This window comes from Tabrizicola sp. M-4 (assembly GCF_051132405.1).
In the GTDB taxonomy this organism is placed as follows: Bacteria; Pseudomonadota; Alphaproteobacteria; order Rhodobacterales; family Rhodobacteraceae; genus Paragemmobacter.
Genome location: NZ_CP128606.1, coordinates 2,272,161 through 2,294,100, shown reverse-complemented (window position 1 = coordinate 2,294,100; position 21,940 = coordinate 2,272,161). Strand labels below are relative to the sequence as shown.

General features: G+C 67.0%; 24 protein-coding genes. 7 read left to right on the top strand and 17 right to left on the bottom strand.

Annotated elements, in window-relative coordinates; genetic code table 11:
- Positions 1-39: 39 nt before the first annotated feature.
- Entirely contained in the window at positions 40-1,062 is a 1,023-nt protein-coding gene (locus TabM4_RS11280) for a phosphoadenosine phosphosulfate reductase (protein WP_434612337.1), read from the bottom strand.
- A gap of 161 nt (positions 1,063-1,223) precedes the next feature.
- Positions 1,224-2,234, bottom strand: coding sequence for a glycosyltransferase family 2 protein (locus tag TabM4_RS11275; RefSeq protein ID WP_434612335.1), 1,011 nt, complete (start codon positions 2,232-2,234; stop codon positions 1,224-1,226).
- 179 nt (positions 2,235-2,413) lie between these two features.
- Between TabM4_RS11275 and TabM4_RS11270 the strand changes: the two genes are divergently transcribed.
- The 5 genes from TabM4_RS11270 (at position 2,414) to TabM4_RS11250 (ending at position 9,114) form a co-directional block, all read left to right on the top strand.
- Positions 2,414-3,292 carry an AAA family ATPase gene (locus TabM4_RS11270; RefSeq protein ID WP_434612333.1) on the top strand — a complete coding sequence of 293 codons (879 nt, stop codon included), beginning with the start codon at positions 2,414-2,416 and terminating at the stop codon, positions 3,290-3,292.
- 130 nt (positions 3,293-3,422) lie between these two features.
- The gene (locus TabM4_RS11265) at positions 3,423-4,697 is read left to right on the top strand and encodes a vWA domain-containing protein (RefSeq protein WP_434612332.1); all 1,275 of its coding nucleotides are present in this window, start codon (positions 3,423-3,425) and stop codon (positions 4,695-4,697) included.
- 127 nt (positions 4,698-4,824) lie between these two features.
- Positions 4,825-6,876 (top strand): OmpA family protein, encoded by a 2,052-nt coding sequence (locus TabM4_RS11260; protein WP_434612330.1) that lies wholly within the window; start codon positions 4,825-4,827, stop codon positions 6,874-6,876.
- Between the two features lie 229 nt (positions 6,877-7,105).
- Positions 7,106-8,107 (top strand): XdhC family protein, encoded by a 1,002-nt coding sequence (locus TabM4_RS11255; protein WP_434612328.1) that lies wholly within the window; start codon positions 7,106-7,108, stop codon positions 8,105-8,107.
- A 5-nt stretch (positions 8,108-8,112) separates the two neighbouring features.
- Positions 8,113-9,114, top strand: a complete 1,002-nt coding sequence (locus TabM4_RS11250) for a molybdopterin-binding protein (RefSeq protein ID WP_434612327.1) — start codon at positions 8,113-8,115, stop codon at positions 9,112-9,114.
- Between the two features lie 120 nt (positions 9,115-9,234).
- On the opposite strand, the gene infC is transcribed toward TabM4_RS11250, so the two are convergent.
- Entirely contained in the window at positions 9,235-9,723 is a 489-nt protein-coding gene (gene infC / locus TabM4_RS11245; protein ID WP_434612325.1) for a translation initiation factor IF-3, read from the bottom strand.
- A 274-nt stretch (positions 9,724-9,997) separates the two neighbouring features.
- On the opposite strand from infC, the gene TabM4_RS11240 reads away from it, so the two are divergent.
- Positions 9,998-10,549, top strand: a complete 552-nt coding sequence (locus TabM4_RS11240) for a hypothetical protein (protein ID WP_434612323.1) — start codon at positions 9,998-10,000, stop codon at positions 10,547-10,549.
- Between the two features lie 166 nt (positions 10,550-10,715).
- Here TabM4_RS11240 and TabM4_RS11235 read toward each other — a convergent pair whose 3' ends face one another.
- The 6 genes from TabM4_RS11235 to cobA all read right to left on the bottom strand — a co-directional run bounded on the left by TabM4_RS11235 (position 10,716) and on the right by cobA (position 15,617).
- Entirely contained in the window at positions 10,716-11,549 is an 834-nt protein-coding gene (locus tag TabM4_RS11235) for a ferredoxin--NADP reductase (protein WP_434612321.1), read from the bottom strand.
- Between the two features lie 78 nt (positions 11,550-11,627).
- Positions 11,628-12,035: a DUF934 domain-containing protein gene (locus TabM4_RS11230; protein WP_434612319.1), complete on the bottom strand. Its 408-nt coding sequence runs from the start codon at positions 12,033-12,035 to the stop codon at positions 11,628-11,630.
- Positions 12,032-12,790, bottom strand: a complete 759-nt coding sequence (locus tag TabM4_RS11225; protein WP_434612317.1) for a phosphoadenylyl-sulfate reductase — start codon at positions 12,788-12,790, stop codon at positions 12,032-12,034. The genes TabM4_RS11230 and TabM4_RS11225 overlap by 4 nt, the downstream gene beginning before the upstream one ends.
- On the bottom strand, positions 12,780-14,450 hold the full coding sequence (locus tag TabM4_RS11220) for a nitrite/sulfite reductase (protein WP_434612315.1): 1,671 nt from the start codon (positions 14,448-14,450) through the stop codon (positions 12,780-12,782). The genes TabM4_RS11225 and TabM4_RS11220 overlap by 11 nt, the downstream gene beginning before the upstream one ends.
- A 94-nt stretch (positions 14,451-14,544) precedes the next feature.
- Positions 14,545-14,847, bottom strand: coding sequence for a DUF2849 domain-containing protein (locus TabM4_RS11215; protein ID WP_434612313.1), 303 nt, complete (start codon positions 14,845-14,847; stop codon positions 14,545-14,547).
- Positions 14,844-15,617 (bottom strand): uroporphyrinogen-III C-methyltransferase, encoded by a 774-nt coding sequence (gene cobA / locus TabM4_RS11210; RefSeq protein ID WP_434612311.1) that lies wholly within the window; start codon positions 15,615-15,617, stop codon positions 14,844-14,846. Before cobA ends, TabM4_RS11215 begins: the two co-directional genes overlap by 4 nt.
- A 140-nt stretch (positions 15,618-15,757) precedes the next feature.
- On the opposite strand from cobA, the gene TabM4_RS11205 reads away from it, so the two are divergent.
- Positions 15,758-16,219, top strand: a complete 462-nt coding sequence (locus tag TabM4_RS11205; protein WP_434612309.1) for an Lrp/AsnC family transcriptional regulator — start codon at positions 15,758-15,760, stop codon at positions 16,217-16,219.
- 11 nt (positions 16,220-16,230) lie between these two features.
- On the opposite strand, the gene TabM4_RS11200 is transcribed toward TabM4_RS11205, so the two are convergent.
- The 8 genes from TabM4_RS11200 to TabM4_RS11165 form a co-directional block, all read right to left on the bottom strand.
- Entirely contained in the window at positions 16,231-16,491 is a 261-nt protein-coding gene (locus TabM4_RS11200) for a hypothetical protein (RefSeq protein WP_434612308.1), read from the bottom strand.
- A 107-nt stretch (positions 16,492-16,598) separates the two neighbouring features.
- Positions 16,599-17,783 carry a cytochrome P450 gene (locus tag TabM4_RS11195; RefSeq protein WP_434612306.1) on the bottom strand — a complete coding sequence of 395 codons (1,185 nt, stop codon included), beginning with the start codon at positions 17,781-17,783 and terminating at the stop codon, positions 16,599-16,601.
- 7 nt (positions 17,784-17,790) lie between these two features.
- On the bottom strand, positions 17,791-18,711 hold the full coding sequence (locus tag TabM4_RS11190; RefSeq protein ID WP_434612304.1) for a DMT family transporter: 921 nt from the start codon (positions 18,709-18,711) through the stop codon (positions 17,791-17,793).
- Between the two features lie 79 nt (positions 18,712-18,790).
- The gene (gene tpiA, locus TabM4_RS11185; RefSeq protein WP_434612302.1) at positions 18,791-19,534 is read right to left on the bottom strand and encodes a triose-phosphate isomerase; all 744 of its coding nucleotides are present in this window, start codon (positions 19,532-19,534) and stop codon (positions 18,791-18,793) included.
- A 204-nt stretch (positions 19,535-19,738) separates the two neighbouring features.
- The gene (locus TabM4_RS11180) at positions 19,739-20,098 is read right to left on the bottom strand and encodes a HesB/IscA family protein (RefSeq protein ID WP_101920582.1); all 360 of its coding nucleotides are present in this window, start codon (positions 20,096-20,098) and stop codon (positions 19,739-19,741) included.
- A 26-nt stretch (positions 20,099-20,124) separates the two neighbouring features.
- Positions 20,125-20,841: a DUF3307 domain-containing protein gene (locus TabM4_RS11175; protein WP_434612300.1), complete on the bottom strand. Its 717-nt coding sequence runs from the start codon at positions 20,839-20,841 to the stop codon at positions 20,125-20,127.
- Positions 20,834-21,475: a hypothetical protein gene (locus tag TabM4_RS11170; RefSeq protein WP_434612298.1), complete on the bottom strand. Its 642-nt coding sequence runs from the start codon at positions 21,473-21,475 to the stop codon at positions 20,834-20,836. Before TabM4_RS11170 ends, TabM4_RS11175 begins: the two co-directional genes overlap by 8 nt.
- A gap of 85 nt (positions 21,476-21,560) precedes the next feature.
- Positions 21,561-21,920: an SUF system Fe-S cluster assembly protein gene (locus tag TabM4_RS11165; RefSeq protein ID WP_434612296.1), complete on the bottom strand. Its 360-nt coding sequence runs from the start codon at positions 21,918-21,920 to the stop codon at positions 21,561-21,563.
- Between the last annotated feature and the right edge of the window lie 20 nt (positions 21,921-21,940).

Genomic DNA, 21,940 nt, shown 5'->3' with positions numbered 1-21,940 from the left:
CCAGTGCGCAGTGAGCCCGGTTTGCGATGTCGGCTGCCTTCAGTCCCGCAGCAAGGGGGCGGGTGCGGCCTCTGCCGCCTCGCCTTCGGACGGGAGAGAGGAGGGCAGGCCGAGTTGCGCCTCGAGTTCCACGAGTTTGCGCCGGAAGCGGGGGCCACCAAGACGGCTGACGACCGACTTGCAGATCATCAGCGAAAGCCGCGGCCGCCGGGCGAGTTCGGTCTTGCGCAGCAGTCCCTTGAGATAGGGGGAGAAGCGGCGTCGGGTGCGCCAGAGCCTCGCGAAGAGGATGCGGTCGAGCCGGTTCTCGCAGGCCGCAGTCAGCAGCGAGGGCAGGAGGTCCATGTGTTCGATCCCGGTTTCGACCGAATCGCCGAAGTGGCGTGCAGGCAAGGGGGTGACCCAGTCCGCCCGGAACAGGGCTGCATGCATCGCGTTCTCGGGATATTGCGGATCGTAGAGGACGAAGACGCGGGCCGCGCCTTCCGTCATGTCGGGGGCATAGCCGTAGCGGCTTGTGAAATCGAGGCGGCGCTTTGAGGCGGTGCGGCTGTCCCATCCCGTCACGGCGGGGTCGAGCGTCGCGCGCGGGCTGACGGCAAGGACCGTCGCGCCGGGGGCGCAGACGCAATAGGCGCAGGCCGCATAGCCGCCATCGCCTGCGCCGTAGAACAGGACGCGGTCGAAATCCTCGAAAAAGGCGTCGTCGACGAGACGGTCGAAATAGCCCCAGACGGCGGGATCGCGGAACCACGTCTCGCCATCGCAGAGGATCGTCAGATGCGACCAGCCGTTCGCCTTGGCCACGTCATGGCCAAGGGGCATCTGCCCCTTTCGTGCCAGAATTCGATCCAGCGATTCGAAGGACACGAGGAGGATGGGACCGTCGTCGTGGAAATAGGCAAAGTGGTTCTTGCCGAGCGATTCGAAATACCCTTCCTCGGCACAGAGTTCGTCGATGTGCTGCATCCATGCCGTCCGGTCCAGCCTGGGCTGGGCAGAAGGTGCCGCGGCCTCGCTGCGGTCGGTTTCTGACAGGTCGCCATCGGCGGTGTCGGTCATCGTCGGATGTGCCTTCTGCTCGGTTCGGTCGCGGGCTGGTTCCGGACTCGGGTCTGATGATGCGCCCTGTTTATCGGAGGGTCGGGGCAAGTTTATGGCAAATCCTGAGCCGATAAGGGCAATTGCAGAGCTTTTGGCGGGAATCTGCCAAGGGCGGCGGATCAGCCCCGGGGCAGGGCATGGGTCCAGATCGCGCGGGCCTCGGCGGCGGTCAGGGCGCGGGTCGGTGGGGTCATCATGAGGCGGCCGAAGAGGGCGCGGAAGGCTTCGTCCTGCATGAGGTGAAGGAAGCGCGCGCGGCGCCAGTCCAGCGCCTTGCGGTGCAGCGATGCGAGGATGCCGTCGCCATGCAGGCTGTCGCGCAGGGGACGGCTGTCCAGCGCGAGGATCGAACGGTCCTCGACATCGCAGAGGTTCCGATCCACCCAATAGCCAAGGTCGAAGGCCGAGGCGTCGCGGTTGGCGCGGCCGCGATCGGCCTTGACCAGATAGCCCTCCATGCTGCCGAGCGCGTAGTGATTGAGCTGGGCAAGTGCATAGTTCGGCTGCCCGAGCGGTGAGAAGATCCGCGGCGGCCCGCCGGGAAGGGAGCGGCCTGCGCTGTCGAACCAGCGCTGCCTGTCGGTGACTTGTCCCTTGGGCCGGTGCACGCCCGGTTGCCCGAAGCGGCCGTCGTTGCGGTAGAGCGTCTTGAACATGACCGCCCGCCATGGCCATTCCAGTGGGTCCGGCGCGGCGCGGGTGAAGGTCTCCGTGACCGCACGGTCGGTCAGGCCCACCACGCCCGCATTGCCGAACATGCGCCATGTCAGGGTGATGGCATCCGCAGCGGGCAGGGCGGCGAGAAGAGCGGGGATGGTGCGGTCGCCTGTGTGGATGTTGACGAATTCGTCTATGTCGAGCGTCAGGACCCAGTCGGCTGCCTTGGTCAGCGGATGCGCTGCGGCCAGCCGCAGCGCCTGCCATTGCGGCCCCTTCTCATGCGGGCCGTCATTCCTGACATGGGTCAGCCAGCCCATGTCCTGCAGCCGGTCCAGCATCAGATCGGTCCCGTCGGTGCAGTCGTTGGAGAAGGCCAGCACGTCGGTGATGCCCGCTGCGCGATGATGGGCCAGCCATTCCAGAAGGAAGCTGCCCTCGTTACGCACCGTCAGGATCGCCAATACACGCATGGGCCAAGGGTTGGCATGCGACGGCGCGCCTTGCAAGCCTGGGCTCTCTCCCCCCTCCATTGGTCGCATGCGCGCCTCTGGCGGCTTGACCCCCCATCGGGGCGGGGCCAAGCATGGGCGGCATCCGCAGGGAGGGGGAGAGGCCCGTGCAAAGATTGCCAGCATCCATAGACGAGGTGATGACACTGCTTTCCGGCGAAGGCTATGTCGCCTCGCGCGCGCTGGCGACGGTGGTCTTCCTGTCATTGCGGCTGGGCCGGCCCCTGTTCCTTGAAGGGGAGGCAGGCGTGGGCAAGACCGAGATCGCCAAGGTGCTGGCCGCAGCGCTGGGCCGCAGGCTGATCCGGCTGCAATGCCACGAGGGGCTGGATGCCGCCTCTGCCGTCTATGAATGGAATTTCGCCGCGCAGATGATCGCCATCCGCACGGCCGAGGCCGGGGGCGGCGCGGATCGCGACGCGCTGCGGGCGGAACTGTTCACCGAGGACTATCTGGTGGAGCGCCCCCTTCTGGCCGCGATGCGCCCGCAGCCCGGTGGCGCGCCGGTCCTGCTGATCGATGAACTCGACCGAACCGATGAACCCTTCGAGGCCTTCCTTCTGGAGGCTCTTTCGGATTTCCAGGTGACGATCCCGGAACTGGGCACGGTGAAGGCCCCCGAGCCGCCCATCGTGATCCTCACCTCGAACCGCACGCGCGAGGTGCATGACGCGCTGAAACGGCGCTGCCTCTATCACTGGGTGGATTATCCGGGCTTCGAGCGGGAGTTGGAGATCCTGCGCGCGCGCGCGCCCGAGGCACAGGAGGCGCTGAGCCGCGAGGTGGTGGCCTTCGTGCAGCGTCTTCGGTCGGAGGATCTGTTCAAGAAGCCAGGCGTGGCGGAGACCATCGACTGGTGCAAATGCCTCTTGGCGCTGGATGTGATCCAGCTTTCGCCCGAAGTCATCGCCGATACTCTGGGCGCGATCCTGAAGTATCAGGATGATATCCAGAAACTGCAGGGTTCTGAGGCGAAGAAGCTTCTGGACGAGGTGAAGAAGGGGCTGGTCTTCACGTGACGCCTGTCCTTCGTCTCGGTCCAAATACCCAAAATGCGACGCCTGCCCGATGCGGGCCGCCGGGCCCGCGGAGAGCCGGGGGGTGCGGGGGGCGCGATGCCCCCCGCCCCGGTCAGGTCAGGGGGTGACGATGGAGGCCCCGGCGCTGCCCGAGGATGGCAAGCTTGCGCATAACATCGCGCATTTCGCCCGCGCGTTGCGCCGGGCGGGGCTGCCCATCGGGCCCGGGCGGGTGATCGATGCGATCCGGGCGGTGGAGGCGGCGGGGTTCACCGAGAAGGTGGATTTCTTCTGGACGCTGCATGCCTGTTTCGTCAGCCGGCCCGAGCAGCGCGCGGTCTTCGAACAGGTCTTCCGCCTTTACTGGCGCGATCCGCAATTCCTTGAACACATGATGACCCTTCTGCTGCCCGCCGTGCGCGGGGTGCAGGAGGAGCGCCTTGCCGATGCCGCCGAGAAGCGGGCGGCGGAGGCTTTGTTGGACGGGCGGGAGGTGGATCTGCCCGAACGCGAAGAGGCCCGGCGCGAGGAAGAGACGCAGATCGAAATCGATGCCTCGGCAACCATGTCGCATGAGGAGCGGCTGAAGACGCTGGATTTCGAACAGATGAGCATGGCGGAAGTGGCAGAGGCCAAGCGCATGCTGGCCCGGCTGGCCTTGCCGGTGCGCCCGCTGGTCACGCGGCGGATGGTGGCCGATCTGGCGGGGCGGCGGATCGATGCGCGGCGCACGTTGCGGGCGGCGCTGCGTCAGGGGGGCGAGGTCACGCGCCTGATGCGCCGCGCGCCGGGGGAGCGGTGGCCGAACCTCGTGGTGCTGTGCGACATCTCGGGATCCATGAGCCAGTATTCCCGGCTGGTGCTGCATTTCGTCCATGCGGTGGCGAACCGGAAGGGGCAGGGCTGGGCGCGGGTGCATGCCTTCACATTCGGCACGCGGCTGACGAACATCACCCGCCATCTGCGCAACCGCGATGTGGATGCGGCGTTGAAGGCGGCGGGGGCGGAGGCTCAGGACTGGTCGGGCGGGACGCGGATCGGGTCCTGCCTGCGCGCCTTCAACCGCGACTGGTCGCGGCGGGTGCTGGGGCAGGGGGCGGTGGTCCTTCTGATCACCGACGGGCTGGACCGGGACGACAGCGGCGCGCTGGCCGCCGAGATGGAGCGGCTGCATCTGTCCTGCCGCAGGTTGATCTGGCTGAACCCCCTGCTGCGCTGGGACGGGTTCGCGCCGAAGGCCATGGGGATACGGGCGATGCTGCCGCATGTGGACAGTTTCCGCGCGGGCCATTCCATCGCCTCGCTGGAGGCGCTGGGGCGCGCGATCTCGGAGGCGCGGGAGAGCGGCGAGAAGGCGCGGCTTATGGCGATGATCGGGGCGGATGCGTCGCAGGCGGGCGGCTGACTTCGGCGAGGGACTGCCGATGCCATGCGAAAACAGGGCGCTGATATCGCATATCAGCGGGATAGCTGCACAAATATCGGCAAGGCGCGGCGTTGTTCTGGCCGCGTGGCAAGGAAAGGATGTTCGCATGAGACGGCTTTTGATCTCGACCACGGCTTTGTCGGTGGCGCTGACGCAGGTGGCACCCATGCCCCTTATGGCGCAGACGGTGACAGAGAATGGCAGCATCATCGCCGATGACGGGCGCGTGCTGTGCGAGGCCACGGCAGAGGCGCCCTGCGATCTGAACGCGGTGATGGAACAGCTTGCGGCGGAGGCCGCGGCAGCCGAGGCGGCAGCGGCGGAAGCCGCGGCACAGGCCGAGGCTGAGGCTGCGGCACAGGCGGAAGCTGAGGCAGCAGCGGCGGCGCAGGCTGAGGCGGAGGCTGCGGCAGCTGCACAGGCCGAGGCGGAAGCGGCGGCAGCGGCGCAGGCGGAAGCTGAGGCTGCAGCGGCAGCACAGGCCGAGGCGGAAGCGGCGGCAGCGGCGCAGGCGGAAGCGGAAGCTGCAGCGGCAGCGCAGGCGGAAGCCGAGGCGGCTGCTGCGGCGGAAGCGGCTGCGGCTGAGGAAGCCGCGCCGGAAGAGCCGAGCCTTGGCGAGGCGATGGAAGAGATCCTGACCGAGGAGCCGGTCCTCGAGGAGCCCGCCCCCGAAGAGGTGATTGTCGAGGAGACCCCGACCGAGGCCGCCCCGGCGGAAGAGGCGGTGACCGAAGAAACCCCGACCGAGGCCGCCCCGGTGGAGGAGGTCGCCCCTGAAGCCACGCTGGCCGAAGAGGCCCCCGCGACGGATGTCGCGCCCGAGGAGGCCCCTGCCGAGGCGGTGGTCGAGGAAGCCCCTGCCGGGGAGGCCGCGCCGGAAACGGTGGTGACGGAGGCCCCCGCAGAGGAGGCACCGGTCGAAGAGGCCGCACCTGAAGTGGTGGAAGCGGTGACCGATCCTGCGGTGCTGGTCGATCCCGCCGCACCCGAGGCCCCGCCCGCCGAAGCGGTGGAGACGCTGAGCGAATTGCTGGCCCAGCCCGAGGGGCTTGCCCCGGAGGCGCTGGAGGCGGCGGCGACGCTGGCCCCCGTCGCCGTGACGGAGGGCGAACCGGTGGAGATTGCCCCGGCGGCGGATGCGACCGATGTCCTCGTGCAGCAGATCACCGAAGAGAATGCCCGCACCTCGGCGCAGGATTTCGCGGCCCCGGCTTCGGCCACGCTTGCGGCGGCGGCTGCCGCCGCGGCGCCAGAGGACCGGGGGCTGACCGATCTGCAGAAGTTCGGCCTTGTCGCGCTGGGCGCGCTGGCGGTAGGCGCGATCATCAACGCAAATCGCGATCAGGTCGTGTCGAACACCGGCGACCGGGTGGTCGTGCAGCGCGGCAATGGCGATTACTACATCTACAAGGATGACGACACGCTGCTGCGCCGTCCGGGAAGCACCGTGCGGACCGAAAGCTTCCGCGACGGGTCGACCCGCACCATCGTGGAACGTGCCGACGGGACGCAGGTCGTGACCATCCGCGATGCCACGGGTCGCGTTCTGCGCCGGGCGACCTATGACGGGCTTGGCCGCGAGATCGTGCTGATCGACGACCTGTACCCGGAAGAGCGGATCGACGTGCGCACCCTGCCGCAGCCGCGCGGGCGGGTGATCAGCCTGTCCACCTCCGAGGAGGATGCGCTGCTGCGCGCCCGGATGGCGGCGCTGGATGCCGAGGAACTGGGCCGCAGCTTCAGCCTGCGCCAGATCCGCGAAATCCCGCAGGTGCGGCAACTGGCGGCGACGGTGGATGTGAACAACATCACCTTCGATACCGGTTCGGCGGCCATTCAGGCCACGCAGGCGGAATCGCTGGCGGCGCTGGGGCGGCTGATGACCTCGATGATCCGGGAGAATCCGAACGAGATCTTCCTGATCGAGGGGCATACGGATGCGGTGGGATCGGCCTCGTTAAACCTGACGCTGTCGGACCGTCGGGCGGAAAGCGTCGCGCTGGCACTGACCGAGTATTTCGACGTGCCGCCTGAGAACATGGTGGTGCAGGGCTATGGCGAATCCGATCTGCGGGTGAACACGCAGGAGGCCGAGCGGCAGAACCGTCGCGTGGCGGTGCGGATCATCACGCCGCTGTTGCGGACGGCGGCGCGGTGAGTTGACCTAGGTCAATGCGGGGGAGGCTGCCCCCTGCGATGCTGGATGCATCGGGCGGCTCCCTCCCTTGTCTGCCCGGTTTGCGTGCCGTTCCTCCCTGCTCGGCACTGCTTGGCGCCGCAGGTTCCCCGACCTGCGGCGCCTTCCTTTTGGGGGGCGGGATGTGCCACCAATTGGCAGTGGCGCGTGGAGCGGCCCCGGCGCATGATCGTGCTGAATGGAGGACCGCATGACCGATACCGGCGCCCGTGCAGAGCATGACAGCATTCCCGAGATCGCCCTTGGCTGGCACCGCGCGGGGCGGGGGGCGGCCTTGGCCACGGTGATCGAGACATGGGGATCGGCGCCGAGGCAGGCGGGCAGCCAGCTTGCGATTTCGGGCGAGGGCGAGATCATGGGGTCGGTCTCGGGCGGCTGTGTCGAGGGCGCGGTGGTGACCGAGGCGCTGGCCGCGCTGGAGGATCGGCGGTCGCGGGTGCTGACCTTCGGGGTCAGTGACGAGACGGCTTTTGCGGTGGGGCTGGCCTGCGGCGGGACGATCCGGGTGCTGGTGGAGCCGCTGGGCGAGGGCGCGGAGGCGCTGCCCGAGGCGATGCTGGCGGAATTGGTGGCGGCGCGGGCGGCGCGGCGGCCCTTGGCCGTGTCGGTGCGCGCGGAGGGATGGGACCGGGCGCTGATCGGGCCGGGGGCGGAGGCGGCGGTGGATGCGCGGTTCCGTGCGGACCGATCCGGGATGGAGGAGGACGGGCGGTTCATCGCGATCCACAACCCGCCCTTGCGCCTGATCGTGGTGGGGGCGGTGCATATCGCGCAGCCGCTTTTGCAGATGGCGCGGCTGTGCGGTTATGACGGGACGCTGATCGATCCGCGATCGGCCTTTGGATCGGCGGCGCGTTTTCCGGGGGAGCGGATCGTGGAGGACTGGCCCGACGAGGCGCTTGAGGCTTTGGCCCCCGATGCAAGGACGGCCATTGTCACGCTGACGCATGACCCCAAGCTGGACGATCCGGCGATCCGGGTGGCGTTGCGGTCGGGCGGGTTCTATCTGGGCTGTCTGGGGTCGACGCGGACCCATGCGAAGCGGGTGGAGCGGCTGCGGGCGGAGGGGTTCACCGAAGCCGAGATCGCGCGAATTCATGCGCCCGTGGGGCTGGATATCGGGGCGAAGACTCCTGCCGAGATCGCGGTTTCGGTGATGGCGCAGATCACCGCCGTCCTGAGGAAGGGATAAGCGCGGTGTTCTTCGGGGAGGTGGCGCTGGAGGCGGCGGAGGGGGCGATCCTTGCCCATTCCGAGGCCGTGCCGGGGGGACGGCTGCGCAAGGGGCTGGTGCTGGGCGGGGCGGAGGTTACGGCGCTGCGGGCGGCGGGCCTTGACCGGGTGACGGTGGCACGGCTGGGGCCGGGGGATGTGGGCGAGGATCAGGCGGCGGCGCGGCTGGCGGCGGCTTTGGTGCCAGATCCGGCCGGGCAAGGCGTGCGGGTGGGAGAGGCCTTCACAGGGCGGGTGAACCTGAACGCGATGGGGCCGGGGATCGTTGAGATGGATGCGGCGGCGATCCATCGGCTGAACCTCGTTCATCCGGCGATCACGCTGGCCACGCTGACACCATGGCATCGGGTGGCGACGGGGATGCTGCTGGGGACGGTGAAGATCATCGCCTATGGCGTGGAGGAGGCGGCGCTGGTCGCGGCCTGTGCTGCGGCACGGGCGGCGATCAGGGTGCGCCCGGTGGTGCTTCGCGATGCGGTGCTGGTGATGACCAAGGCGCCGGGGCTGGATGCCAAGGTTGCCGCCAAGGGGCGGCGGGCGGTGGAGGCGCGGTTGCGCGCGCTGGGGATGCGGCTGGCCGGGGTGGAGAGCGTGCCGCATGAGGAGGCGGCGTTGACGGCGGCCCTGCGACGGGCCGGGGGGGAGATGGTGCTGATCCTGACGGGAAGTGCGACGTCGGATCTGCAGGACACGGCCCCGGCGGCGGTGCGGGCGGCGGGGGGGCATGTCGCGCGGTTCGGGATGCCGGTCGATCCGGGGAACCTGCTGTTTCATGGGACCATGGGCGGACGGCCCGTGATCGGCCTGCCGGGCTGTGCGCGCAGCCCCGCGCTGAACGGGGCGGATTGGGTGCTGGAGCGGCTGGCCTGCGGCGTGTCGCTGACGGATGCGGATATCGCGGCGATGGGGGTGGGGGGGCTGTTGAAGGAGATCCCGCTGCGCCCGCAACTGCGGGAACCTGAGTAGGCGATTTTTCATGCGAAAAATCGGGGGACCGCCCCGGGGGGCGGTCAGGCGGCTGCAGGCTCTGGAATGCGAAAGGCCGCGCGGGCTGCGCGGCCTTTGTCCGGGTGTGATGAGGCGCTGTTACTTGGGCGCGATCATCATCACCATCTGACGGCCTTCGAGTTTCGGCATCGACTCGACCTTGCCATTGTCGCCCACATCGGCGGCAACGCGGTTGAGCAGTTCCAGACCCAGTTCCTGATGCGCCATCTCGCGGCCACGGAAGCGGAGGGTCACCTTCACCTTGTCGCCTTCTTCGAGGAACTTCATCACGGACCGCATCTTGACCTGATAGTCATGCGTGTCGGTGCCGGGGCGGAACTTGATTTCCTTGATCTCGATGATCTTCTGCTTCTTGCGCGCCTCGGCCTCGCGCTTCTGCTGTTCGTATTTGAACTTGCCGAAGTCCATGATCTTGCAGACCGGGGGTTCCGCATTCGGGCTGATTTCCACCAGATCGAGACCGGCCTCTTCCGCCATAGCCATGGCGCGGGCCGGGGTCACGACCCCGATATTTTCCCCGTCGGCACCAATGAGGCGGATTTCGGGGGAGCGGATGCGATCATTCACACGGGGGCCCGTTTCGCGTTGCGGCGGGGCGTTGTGGGGTCTGCGGGCTATGGTGGTGGTCCTTCTGCGGTTTCAATTCTGCGCGCGCAGCTTAATCGGCGGCCCCCGCTGTTTCAACGGGAATCGCTTGCTGCGCAAGGGGAAAGCGGGGTTCATGGGGCGGGGGATTGGTGCTGATCTGGAACCGGCCGTCCGTTTGGGGGTTCAAATCCCGCCATGGGACGTCCATATGCGGGCTGCAACCGGAAAGAAATCCGGCGGAAGGAGACTTTGGATGAATAGGAATGTTCTGATCGGTCTGGCGGTCGTTCTGGCGGCGGGCCTTGGCTACTATCAGTTCAGCTATGTGCCGGCGCAGCGTGCGGCGGAAGAAGCGGCGGCAGCGGCCAAGGCGGCGGAAGAGGCTGCGGCTGCGGCTGCGGCCGAAGCGGAAGCGGCGGCGGCAGCCGAGGCGGAGGCTGCGGCGGCAGCGGCGGCTGAGGCCGAAGCGGCGGCGGCGGCAGCGGCGGAAGCGGCAGCGGATGCCGTGACGGAGGCTGCGGAAGGTGCGGCAGCGGCGGTGACCGAGGCGGCGGAGGGGGCGGCGGATGCCGTGGCCGGTGCCGCGGGCGAAGCGGCCGAGGCTGTGGGCGGCGTGCAGGAGGATGCGGCGGCGGCGCTGGACCCGGCGAACTTCGATGCGGCGCGCATCTCGGCGCTGATCGATGCGTCGGCGCTGGATGCGACGACGAAGACCACGCTGAAGGCGGCGGTGGAGGCTGCGGCCTCGAACCCGGCGCTGGTGCAGACGGCGGTGGATCAGGTGCGGTCGGCGCTGGGTCTGTGATTTGCGGTGCCGGGGGGCTTTGCGCCCCCCGGACCCCCCCTCGGCGCGATCAGTCTGGCACCTGTTCCGGTGGAAATGTCGGTTGGGTATTTGGGCCGAGACGAAGTGAAAGGCCGCGCGGGTGGGAACCGGCGCGGCCTTCGTCCTTGCGGGGGATGTTCGGTGATCAGATGCCGTCGCCCACGAAGGCCTTTTCGACGACGAATTGCTGCGGATCGGAATTCGCACCTTCGGTAAGGCCGAAATCTTCGAGGATCTTCTTCACGTCGATGTTGAAGGCGAGGCTGCCGCAGACCATCGCGCGGTCCTCGTCGCGGTTCATGGGGGGCAGGCCCAGATCGGCGAAGACCTTGCCGGAGGTGAGGTTGTCGGTCACGCGGCCCATGTGGTGGAAGGGTTCGCGCGTGGTGGTGGGGTAGTAGAGGAGCTTGTCGCCCACCAATTCCCCGATCAGCGGGTCGTCCTTGAGGCTTTCCACCAGTTGGCGGCCATATTCAAGCTCGGCCACCTCGCGGCAGGTGTGCATCATGATGATCTGATCGTATTTCTCATAGGTTTCAGGTTCGCGCATGAGCGAGGCGAAGGGGGCGAGGCCGGTGCCGGTGGCAAGGAACCACAGCCGCTTGCCGGGAAGAAGGGCGTCATGGACCAGCGTGCCGACGGGTTTGGGACGCAGGATGATCTCGTCGCCCGGCTGGATGTGCTGAAGCTTGGACGTCAGCGGGCCGTCGGGGACCTTGATCGAGTAGAATTCCAATTCCTCGTCCCATGCCGGGGAGGCGATGGAATAGGCGCGGAGCAGCGGTTTGCCGTTGTCGCCCAGAAGGCCGATCATCACGAATTCGCCCGAGCGGAAGCGCAGCGAGCGAGGGCGCGTGACGCGGAAGGAGAAGAGGCGGTCGGTCCAGTGGGTGACCTGCGTAACGGTCTGCGCGTCGGGCAGATGGGGTTTGGCCGGGGCGGATTGCGGGGCGTCCATCGTGGCACTCGTTTCGGTCATTGCGGTTGCATCCGGGCTTAATGCAGGACGGCCCGCGCGGCTAGGGCGCGGGGCGTCGCAGGCGTGTTGTGTTGCGGATCAGGCGCGCAGGCGGGCCTGATAGTGGTGGTCCTGCCAGTTGGCGCGGAAGGCCCATTGGGAGGCCGGCTGGCGCGCGGCGAGGTCTTCGGGGATTTCCACCTCGTCGAAGCCGACGCGGCGGATCATGGCGTATTGGTCGGCGATCACATGGCCATGGGCGCGCAGGCGGCCCGTGTAGCCCAGCATCCGCAGGCGGCGCGCGATGGTGAAGGCGCGGCCATCGTTGAAGGCGGGGAAGGCCACGCGGATGAGCGAGAGATCGGCCAGATGGGGTTGAAGCGCGGTCGGGTCATCGGTATTGCCGAGGTCGATCGCGCCCTTGTGGAAGGCGATCTCGGCCAGGGCGACGATGGGCGCGTTCCAGTCTTCGGGGGCGAAGCCGGTATCGGTGACGATCACGGTCATGCCGCGTTCTCCTTGGTCGTGGTGCGGACGGGTTTGCCGTCGATGAAATGGATGCCGCATTCGGTTTTCTGGCTGCCGCGCCAACGGCCCGCGCGCGGGTCTTCGCCGGGTTTGACCGGGCTGGTGCAGGGGGCGCAGCCGATGGAGGGGTAGCCCTTGGCCACCAGCGGGTGGCGGGGGAGCCGGTTCTCCACCATGTATTCCTCGAGGTCCTCGCGGCCCCAATGGGCGAGGGGGTTGACCTTGATTCGGGTCTCGCCTTCGGCTTCGAAGAATTCGACCTGATCGCGGGTTGCGCCCTGATAGCGTTTGCGCCCCGTGATCCAGCCGTCGAAATCGCCCAGCGCGCGTTCCAGCGGTTCCACCTTGCGCACGGCGCAGCAGGCATCAGTGTTGAACTGGTGCAGCGTGCCGTCGGGGTCTTCGAAGGCGACCTTGCCGGGATGGGCGCGGATCGTGCGGATGTCGCAGAGGGCGAGCTTTTCGGCCAGTTCGCGCTGGTAGTCGAGCGTTTCCTGAAAGAGCATCCGCGTGTCGATGAAGAGGACCGGGGTTTCCGGCGCGATGACCGAGACGAGGTGAAGCAGGACCACCGATTCTGCCCCGAAAGAGGAGACGAGCGCCACTTTTCCCAGATCGGCGTCCTTGAGCGCATGTTCCAGCACCGCGGTGGCCCCGTGGTGTTTGTAACGTGCGTTCAGGAGGGCGACGCGGTTGGCGACGTTGCCTTCCGGGGTGGAGGTGTCACGCGGCATCCTTTTCGCCTTCCTCGCCGTAGAGCGCGGCCTTGAACGGGTCGATTCCCGTGCGGCGGTAGGTTTCGAGGAAGGTTTCCTCGGGCGTTTCGCGGACTTCGAGATAGGCGCGGACGATGCGTTCGATGGCGGGCACGATCTCATCATAGGCGAAGCCGGGGCCCGTCTTGTCGCCGATGGCCGCGGTTTCGGTGCCGTCGCCGCCGAGGGTGATCTGGTAGTTCTCCACCCCTGCACGATCAAGGCCGAGGATGCCGATATGGCCGACGTGATGGTGGCCGCAGGCGTTGATGCAGCCGGAGATCTTGATCTTCAGCGGGCCGATGTCGTGTTCCAGCTTCAGCTCGTCGAAGCGGGTGGCGATCTGCTGGGCGACAGGGATCGACCGGGCGGTGGCGAGCGCGCAGTAGTCCATGCCGGGGCAGGCGATGATGTCGGAGATGAGGCCGACATTCGCGGTGCCGAGGCCCGCCTTGACCAGCGCGGCGTGGAGCGCCGGGAGGTCTGATTTATGGACATGCGGCAGGATGACGTTCTGTTCGTGGCTGATGCGGATTTCCGAATGGCCGTAGGTTTCGGCGAGGTCGGCGATCAGGCGCATCTGGTCGGAGGTCGCGTCGCCGGGGGTTTCGCCATGCGCCTTGAGGCTGATGGTGACGATGGCGTATTGGGCGTTCCGGTGCGCGTGCAGGTTGGTGTCCGCCCAGGCGCGGAAGGTCGGGTCGGCCTCGTAGAAGGCGTCATAGGCATCGGTCGGCGCGTTGCGGAAGGCGGGGGGCGCGAAGGCCTCTTCGATTTCCGCGAGCAGTTTCTGGTCGTTGCCGCCGAAGAGGGGGCGGAGTTCGGTGAAGCGCTCTTCGATCAGGCGCGTGATCTCTTCCTTGCCGGTTTCATGCACGGTGATCTTGATGCGGGCCTTGTACTTGTTGTCGCGGCGGCCGAGCGTGTTGTAGACGCTGAGGACGGCTTCGACGTAAGGCAGCAGGTCGGCCTTGGGCAGGAATTCCCGCACGGTGTGGCCGATCATGGGCGTGCGGCCGAGGCCGCCGCCGACGATGACTTCGAAGCCCGGTTCGCCCGCCGCGTTGCGGACCATGCGCAGGCCGATGTCATGCGCGCGGGTCACGGCGCGGTCGTTCGGCGCGCCGGTGATGGCGATCTTGAACTTGCGGGGCAGGAACTGGAATTCCGGGTGGTCGGTCGACCACTGGCGGAGGAGTTCGGCCACGGGGCGGGGATCCTCGATCTCATCCGCGGCGGCGCCGGCGAAATGGTCGGCGGTGACGTTGCGGACGCAGTTGCCGGAAGTCTGGATGGCATGCATCCCGACATCGGCCAGCGCCTGCAGCATCTTGGGCACGTCTTCCAGCTTCGGCCAGTTGAACTGGATGTTCTGGCGGGTGGTGAAGTGGCCGTAGCCCTTGTCCCATGTCTGGGCGATATCCGCCAGTTGGCGCATCTGGCGCGGGTTGATCGTGCCGTAGGGGATCGCCACGCGCAGCATGTAGGCGTGAAGTTGCAGGTAGAGGCCGTTCATCAGGCGCAGGGGGCGGAATTCATCCTCGGTCAGCGAGCCGTCGAGGCGGCGTTCCACCTGCTGGGTGAACTGGGCGACACGTTCGCGGACGAAGGCTTCGTCGAATTCGGAATAGCTGTACATCGGTGCGGCCTTTTGAACCTTGGTCGGGGAGGCGGGGTGAACCCCGCCCTACGGGTTTTGTCGGGGTGTAGGGCGGGGTTCACCCCGCCTACCGTCACGCGTAATCGGCCTGCTTGCCGTGGTTGTAGTTCGAGGGGCCACGCGTGCGGAATCCCTCGCGGAAATGCGTGGGTTCCGGGCCGTTCGGGCCTGCCTTGGCATCGGCCAGATAGGCGCCGACAACCAACAGCTTCTGCGCCGTGGCGTGGAGGAGGCGCATCTGGGCGTGGGCCTCGTCCTCGATCAGTTCCGCCTCGTGGTGGAAGGGCGACCAGCGGTCGTCGGCGGTCAGATAGACCACATCGCCTTCGCGCAGGCGGTTGGCAGTGACGACCTTGGGGGTGAAGCGGCGGCTCATGCGGTGGCTTCCTTCAATTCGGTGAGCGCCGCGCGGGCGCGGCGGGGTTCGAGGCCGTAAAGCAGGACGGCGGGGCCGTCGACCTGCGCCACGGCTTCGGGGAGGGCGGCGAGGGTGGCGGCAATGATGCGCTGTTCGGGGCGCGAGACGTTCTCGACGATGGCGACAGGGGTGGCGGGGTCGGCGCCGTGCATCATCAGGCGGCCCTGGATGAAGCGGCTGGATTTCTTGCCCATGTAGATCGCGGCGACTTCGCCAGCGCGGGCCATGCCGCGCCAGTCCTGTTCGGCGAAGCCTTCCATGTCATGGCCCGTTACGATGCGGAGTGCGCCGTTGCGGCCGCGCTTCGTCAGGCTTTGGCCGATGCTGGCCGCCGCGACGGCGGCGGAGGTCAGGCCCGGCAGGATGCCGAAGGAAAGGCCCGCCGCTTCCAGAGCGTCCATCTCTTCGTCAAGCCGCCCGAAGATGCCGCAATCGCCGCCCTTCAGTCGCACGACCCGCGCGCCGGTCATGGCCTGCGCCACGAGGGTGGCGTTGATCGTGCCTTGGGTGGTGGAGGGGCCGAAGCCTTCCTTGCCCACATCGATCCTACGCACATGCGGTGGGATCAGGGCGAGGACTTCCTCGCCCACCAGACGGTCATGGATCACCACATCGGCCTCTTGCAGAGCGCGGAAGGCGCCCAGCGTCAGATGCGCGGCTGCACCGGGGCCGGCGCCGACGAAGGTGACGGCAACGGAGGCAGGGGTGAAGGTGGGCAGATCGGTCATGGCTGCGGGTCCGCGTTTTGCTATGGGCGAATATAGGATATTTTCCCGGAAATGGGCCAGACGCCCTTGCAGATAAGGATGTTTGTTCCGATATTGCGGCGCATCGAAACGGGTTTCCGCGAAAACGGGGGATTTGGCGAATGGCAGTCCGGCTGGATGAGATGGACAGGAAAATCCTTGCCGAATTGCAGGCCGATGCCGAGCAATCGCTGGACGAGATCGCACGGAAAGTCGGGTCTTCCAAGACCCCTGTTTGGAACCGCATCCGCCGGATGAAGGAAGCGGGGGTGATCACCCGGCAGACCGCTATCCTCGACCCCGAGGCGCTGGGGCTGGAGGCCTGTTTCTTCGTGCTGATCCGCACGAGCGAGCATGAGGCGGAGTGGCAGCGGAAGTTCCTCAAAGCTTTGCGGGAACGGCCTGAGGTGATGGAGGCGCATCGTCTGGCGGGGGATATCGACTATATCCTCAAGGTGAGGGTGAAGAATGCGCGGGCCTATGACACCTTCTATCAGGCGCTGATTTCCGAGGTGCGCATCTACAATGTGACCGCCCTCTTGAGCATGGAGGAGATCAAGGCCACGACGATGCTGCCGCTTTAGCCGCGCTGGTATCAGGTTGCGACCAGCAGGAGCAGGATGACCAGCAGTTCCAGCCCGTGCTTGGCAAGTTCGAACCCAAGACCGTACCAAGGATCTAGGCCGAAGAGATCGGGCGAGACGAGGTGCAGCAGCAGCAACATGCCACCCCCGACGGCCGTGAGTCCCAGATCGACGCCAAGGCTGCGCTGCATACGGAAGATACGGCGCAGGATCACCAGAAGCAGGCCGATGATGAGACTTGTCAGGACCGTTGACAGGAAGGATAGCAGCACGGCATGCGCCCACTCTCAGTTTGAGATACCCCATACTTGGACCGAGGGGGCAGAGGGGGCAACATGACCTTACGGCATTCCCCCTGACTTTCGGATGGGTTGGCCGGTCAATCCGCCCGCAGCATCAAGGATTTGAGGCCGTGGAAATGGTAGACATCCGCATATTGCGGAGGGGTGGCAAGGCGCAGGCGCGGCAGAGCAGCGAAGAGGATGGGAAGCGCGATCTGCAATTCCAGCCGCGCCAGCGGGGCACCCACGCAGAAATGCAGGCCAGCGCCGAAGGTGGCATTGGGTTTTGCGATGCGGGAGGGCTGGAATCTCCCCGGATTTTCCCAGACGCCCGGATCGCGGTTGGCGGCGGCCAGCAGAAGACCCACCTGATCGCCACGGTGGAAGGTCTGGCCCATCACTTCGACATCCTCATAGGCCCAGCGGGTGAAGAGGTGCAGGGCGGGGTCGAAACGGAGGATCTCTTCGACCGTCGCCTCGACATGGTCGGGTGACAGGGCATCGCGCGACGTTCCTGTTTCCAGGAGGGTTTTCACGCCGTTGCCGATGGTGTGGACCGTCGCCTCGTGGCCTGCATTCAGGAGGAGGATGCAGGTGGTGATGAGTTCGTCCGTCGTCAGGCGGTCCCCCTCCATCTCGGCCGCGATGAGATGGGTGATGAGGTCGTCGCGCGGGGCCGTGCGGCGGGCGTCGATATAGCCGCGCATGAAGGCGACGAAATCCTCGGTCGCGGCGATGGCGCGATCTTCCGTTTCGCGGGTGCGGCCTGCCATATACATGCCGACCATCGCGTTGGACCAGCGCAGCAGGTCATCCGACATCTCTTCGGGCACGCCAAGGAGGCGGGCGATGATGATGACGGGCAGTTTCTGGGCGAAATGCGGCAGGAGGTCGAATTCCCCTGCGGGAAGGGCGTCGACCAAGTCATTGGAAAGTTGGGTGATTTCCGGGCCGAGGGCGGCGATGCGGCGCGAGGTGAAGGCGCGCAGCACAAGGGCGCGCAGGCGGGTGTGGCGGGGCGGTTCCAGTTCGAGCATCGAATGCGCCTCGACCGCGTAGAAGGGGCGCAGGTGATCGGGGATCACGGGGGCATGTTCGGGCGGGGCTTCGCGCCCGAAGCGGCGGTCGCGCAGGATGGCGTTCACCGCGGCGGCGGAGGGGGTGCAGGTGAGGGCGTAATCCTGCCAGTGGAAGAAGGGGCCGGTGGCGCGGGCGCGGTCGTAGAACGGGTAGGGGTTCTGGACGAAGGCGGGATCGGTGGGCGATTGGGAAAGGGTCTGCATGGGCCTGTCAGCGGCGGGAGATCGGGATAAGCCCTTGTGCCACAAGCACTCCGACCGCGACAAGGGCCGCGCCGAGGGCTTGCACCCAGCTCCATGTGCCGCCAAGTGCCAGCATGAAGACCATGACGTAGAAGGGCGTCAGGTTGATGTGAAGCGCCGACATGGCGATGCCGAGGCTGCCCACGGCGATGATCCAGAGGAGCTGGCTGATGGCAAGGCCGCCGATGCCGTAGATGGCGAGCGCAGAGAATTCCGTCAGGCCGAAGACGGCGAGGTTGGGGCCGGGGAAGCCGAGGGCGAGGCTGATCAGGGCGAAGGCGGTGCCCGCGATGGCCGCGCCGCAGACGGTGAGGCTGGTGGAGCCGAGGGGGGAAAGGCCGGGCAGGGCGGTGACCGTCCAGCGCGAGGCGAGGGTGAAGGTGATGACCGAGCCGAGGCAGAGCAGCGCGCCGATGCCGAAGCCGAGGCCGCCGTCGAAATTGCCCGCAGCAAGGATGCCGCCGATGACGGAGAGCATGAGGCCCAGCACGATTCCGGGCGTAAGCTTGCGCCCATCAAGGAAAATTTCCAGCGTCATCCCGATGAGCGGCATGGCGGAAGAGACCACTGCCGCCATGACGGCGGAGGTGCGGGTCTGCCCGAAGACGAGGAGCAGCGCGCCAAGCGCGAGGAGCGAGCCCACCATCGTGCCGCGCAGCCAGTTGGCGCGGCGGAGGGATTCGGTGCCCTCCACCATCCACCAGACGGGCAGCAAGAAGGCCGCGGCCATGATCATGCGGGCGGCGTTCAGAAGGATGGGGGGCAGGGGTTGCGGGTCGGCGCGGATCAGCACCTCGGCCGCAGGAAGGGCGGCGGCCCAGATCAGCATGGAGGCCATGCAGATGAGATTGGAAGAAAGGGGGGAGCGGGCGGGGGAAAGGGCGGTCATGGAATATCCTGAATCACCCCTGCACCATCCCCCGGAGCGGCCCTGCGGGCTGTTCCGGGGGCGACGTGAAAGGGCGCGATCAGGCGTCGGAAAGGGCCGAAACGATAGCGCCGAAATCGGCGGCCTTGAGGCTGGCCCCGCCGACGAGCGCGCCGTCGACATGGGGAACGGCGAAGATTTCCTTTGCGTTGGAAGGCTTTACAGAGCCGCCATAGAGAAGGGGAACATCCGCCGCAGCCGCGCCGATGCGGGCGGTGAGGCGGGTGCGGAGGAAGGCGTGGACCTCGGCGATTTCGGCGATGGTGGGGGTGCGGCCGGTGCCGATGGCCCAGACGGGTTCGTAGGCGATCACGAGGTTGGCCGCCGTGGCATCGGCGGGGACGGAGCCGTGGAGCTGGGTTCCCACCACGTCGAGGGTGCGGCCGGCGTCGCGCTCTGCCTCTGTCTCGCCGATGCAGACGATGGCGATGAGGCCTGCCTTGAGGGCGGCCTCGGCCTTGGCCAGCACCTGCGCATCGGTTTCGCCATGGTCGGTGCGGCGTTCGGAATGACCGAGGATCACATGCGAAGCCCCTGAATCCACGAGCATTTCCGCCGAAATGTCGCCGGTGTGCGCGCCCGAGGATTTCGCATGGCAATCCTGCCCGCCGACCTTGATGGCCGTGCCCTTGGCCAGATCGGCCATGCGCGAGATCAGCGTAGCGGGGGGGCAGAGGAGGACGTCGCAGCCGGGGGCCGGGTGGGCCTGTGCCAGCGCCGAAACCTCGGCCAAGGCGGCGGTGGTGCCGTTCATCTTCCAGTTTCCGGCGGCGAGTTTGCGCATCTGGTTTTCCCCCCTGCTATCCGCGCGAATAGCGTTACGGGGAAAGGGGTTGGAGGAAAAGGGGTGTACCGGGATTTGTGCCGCAAACCGTACCGCAAACTGTACATACAAATTGGCGCACAGAATTGGCCCGCGGGGCGGGTTGTGTGCGTTTTTGCCGGGGTTTGGGGTGGCGGGGTGAAGCCCACCCTACGGCCGCCTGTGTCAGGCGGCGGGTTGATCCTTGAACTTGATCGACTCGCCGCAGCCGCAAGCCTCGGCCACGTTGGGGTTGTTGAAGCGGAAGCCGGATTCGAGCAGCGAGGTCTGATAGTCGATCTCGGTTCCGAAGAGGAACATCTGCGCCATGGGGGCGATCATCACCCGCGCGCCGTCCTGTTCCACCACTTCATCCATCGGGTTCACGTCCGCGACGTAATCCATCGTATATTCCATGCCCGCGCAGCCGCCCTTTTTCACGCCGATGCGCAGGCCCGCGCTGCCCTGCTTTTCCATCAGGCGCGTGATCTGGCGGATGGCGGCGGGGGTGAGGGTGACGGCCTGTTTGCCGGGGATGCCGAACATGGGGGTTCTCCTTCGTCACGCTTAACTTAGGGCGGAAAGGCAGGAATTCCAAGCGGTGGCAGCGTTGTGATCAGCGCGAGCGTCGCCCAGGCCGAAACCAGCGCCCAGCCGAAGGAGGCAAGCGTGCCTATGATGACATATTCCGAGAGCCGCGATTCCTCGCGCACGGTGCCGAAGCGGAGGACGGATTTCGCGGCGATGAGGAAGCCGATGCCTTCTGGCAGGCCGCCGAGGACCATGAGGAAGATCAGGCCCCGTTCCAACTGGCCGATGACGCGGCCGCCGTTGGTGAGGCCGTCGAGCGTGATCTCATCCGCCCAGGGCTGCATCAGGTGGCCGATGGCATGGCCGCCCGCGCGGATTGTCCAGAGCGCGCCCGCGGCAAGCGCGAAAAGGACGGGAAGCTGGCTTTGCGCGCCCCAGAGGCCGGTGGAGAAGAGCGTGGGGGCGAGGAGGGCGGTCGCGGCGATGGAGGCGAGATGGGCGGCCTGATCGAGGGTGAAGGCGGTGGCATCGCTGCGCCGGGAGGCGAGTTTCGCGGCGTCGATGGCGGCATGGGCGGCGGCGAGGGCGAGGAGCGCGGGGTGCAGGCTGCCCGTGGCGGCGATGGCGGTGGCGAGGACGATGGCGATATGGGCCGCGAACCAGAGCGGCTTGCGCTTGTTCGCCACCATACGGTCGGGTTGCAGCAGGAAATCCGCCGCGACATGGGCAAGGAGGAGGGCGGCGAGGGTTTCAGTCATCGGTGATGCCATCCCCCTGCCATTGATCCCACATCTGCAAGGCCGGGGTCCATGCGGCTATCCCTGACCCGTCGAAGCGCGCCTTCCATGCCTGCCGGGTGAGGCCCATGCGGGAGGCCCATTCTTCCTGTGTCCGGTCCACGGTATCAAGCCATTCTGCGACGACGGCGGCCTGACCGGCGGTCCAGCGCGCGGAATGCCATTCGGCCAGAGCAAGGGTCGCGGGTATCCAGGCCGGAAGGGTGGGGCCGCCCGCCACCGCCCAGCGCCTGTTGCGCGGCATATGGTCAAGCGCGCGGCCCGAGCGGATGAAGGCGGGGCCGGTCGCGCCGGAAAGATCGCCTGCGCGCAGGCGGGCCACGGTGCCGAAGCCGATGGCGATGCGGGTGGAAAGGCCCGTCTCGGCGGCGGCGAGGGCGGCGGTCATGTAGAGGGCGAGGCGGAGGGCGGATTGCGGCCGGTCCAGCAGGATCTGCCAGCCGTCGCCCCGGAAGCGGGTGAAGTGGAGATCGCCGACCCATTCATCTGCGGCTTTCTCCAACGCGAATATGGCGGCATCGGCCTGCTTTGGCGGCAGGCTTGTGGAGCGGATCAGGTCGCCGGTGAGGACGGCATGGAGGCGATCTTGAGGCATGCGCAAATAAAAACCTTTGCATTGGCGAAATGCAAGGGAAAAGCTTTGCGTTCCGAAAATGCAGGGGAAAACCCCTGCGCCTTGGTCACATGAAGCCGAGTTCGAGGCGGGCTTCGTCGGACATCATGTCCATGCCCCATGGGGGATCGAAGGTCATCTTGACGTTGACCGATTTGACGCCTGCCAGCGGTTCAACCGCATCGGCGACCCAACCCGGCATCTCGCCCGCGACGGGACAGCCGGGGGCGGTGAGGGTCATGGTGATGTCCACCTCGTTTTCAGCCGAGATGTCGATGGTGTAGACGAGGCCGAGATCGAAGATGTTCACCGGGATTTCGGGGTCGAAGACGGTGCGGCAAGCCTCGACGACATTGTCGTAGAGGGGATGGTCGGTGGTGGAAGGGGCGATGAGCGGCGCGCCTTCGATCTTGTCCGCAGTGGTCATGGCAATCCCGGTCGGTTGTT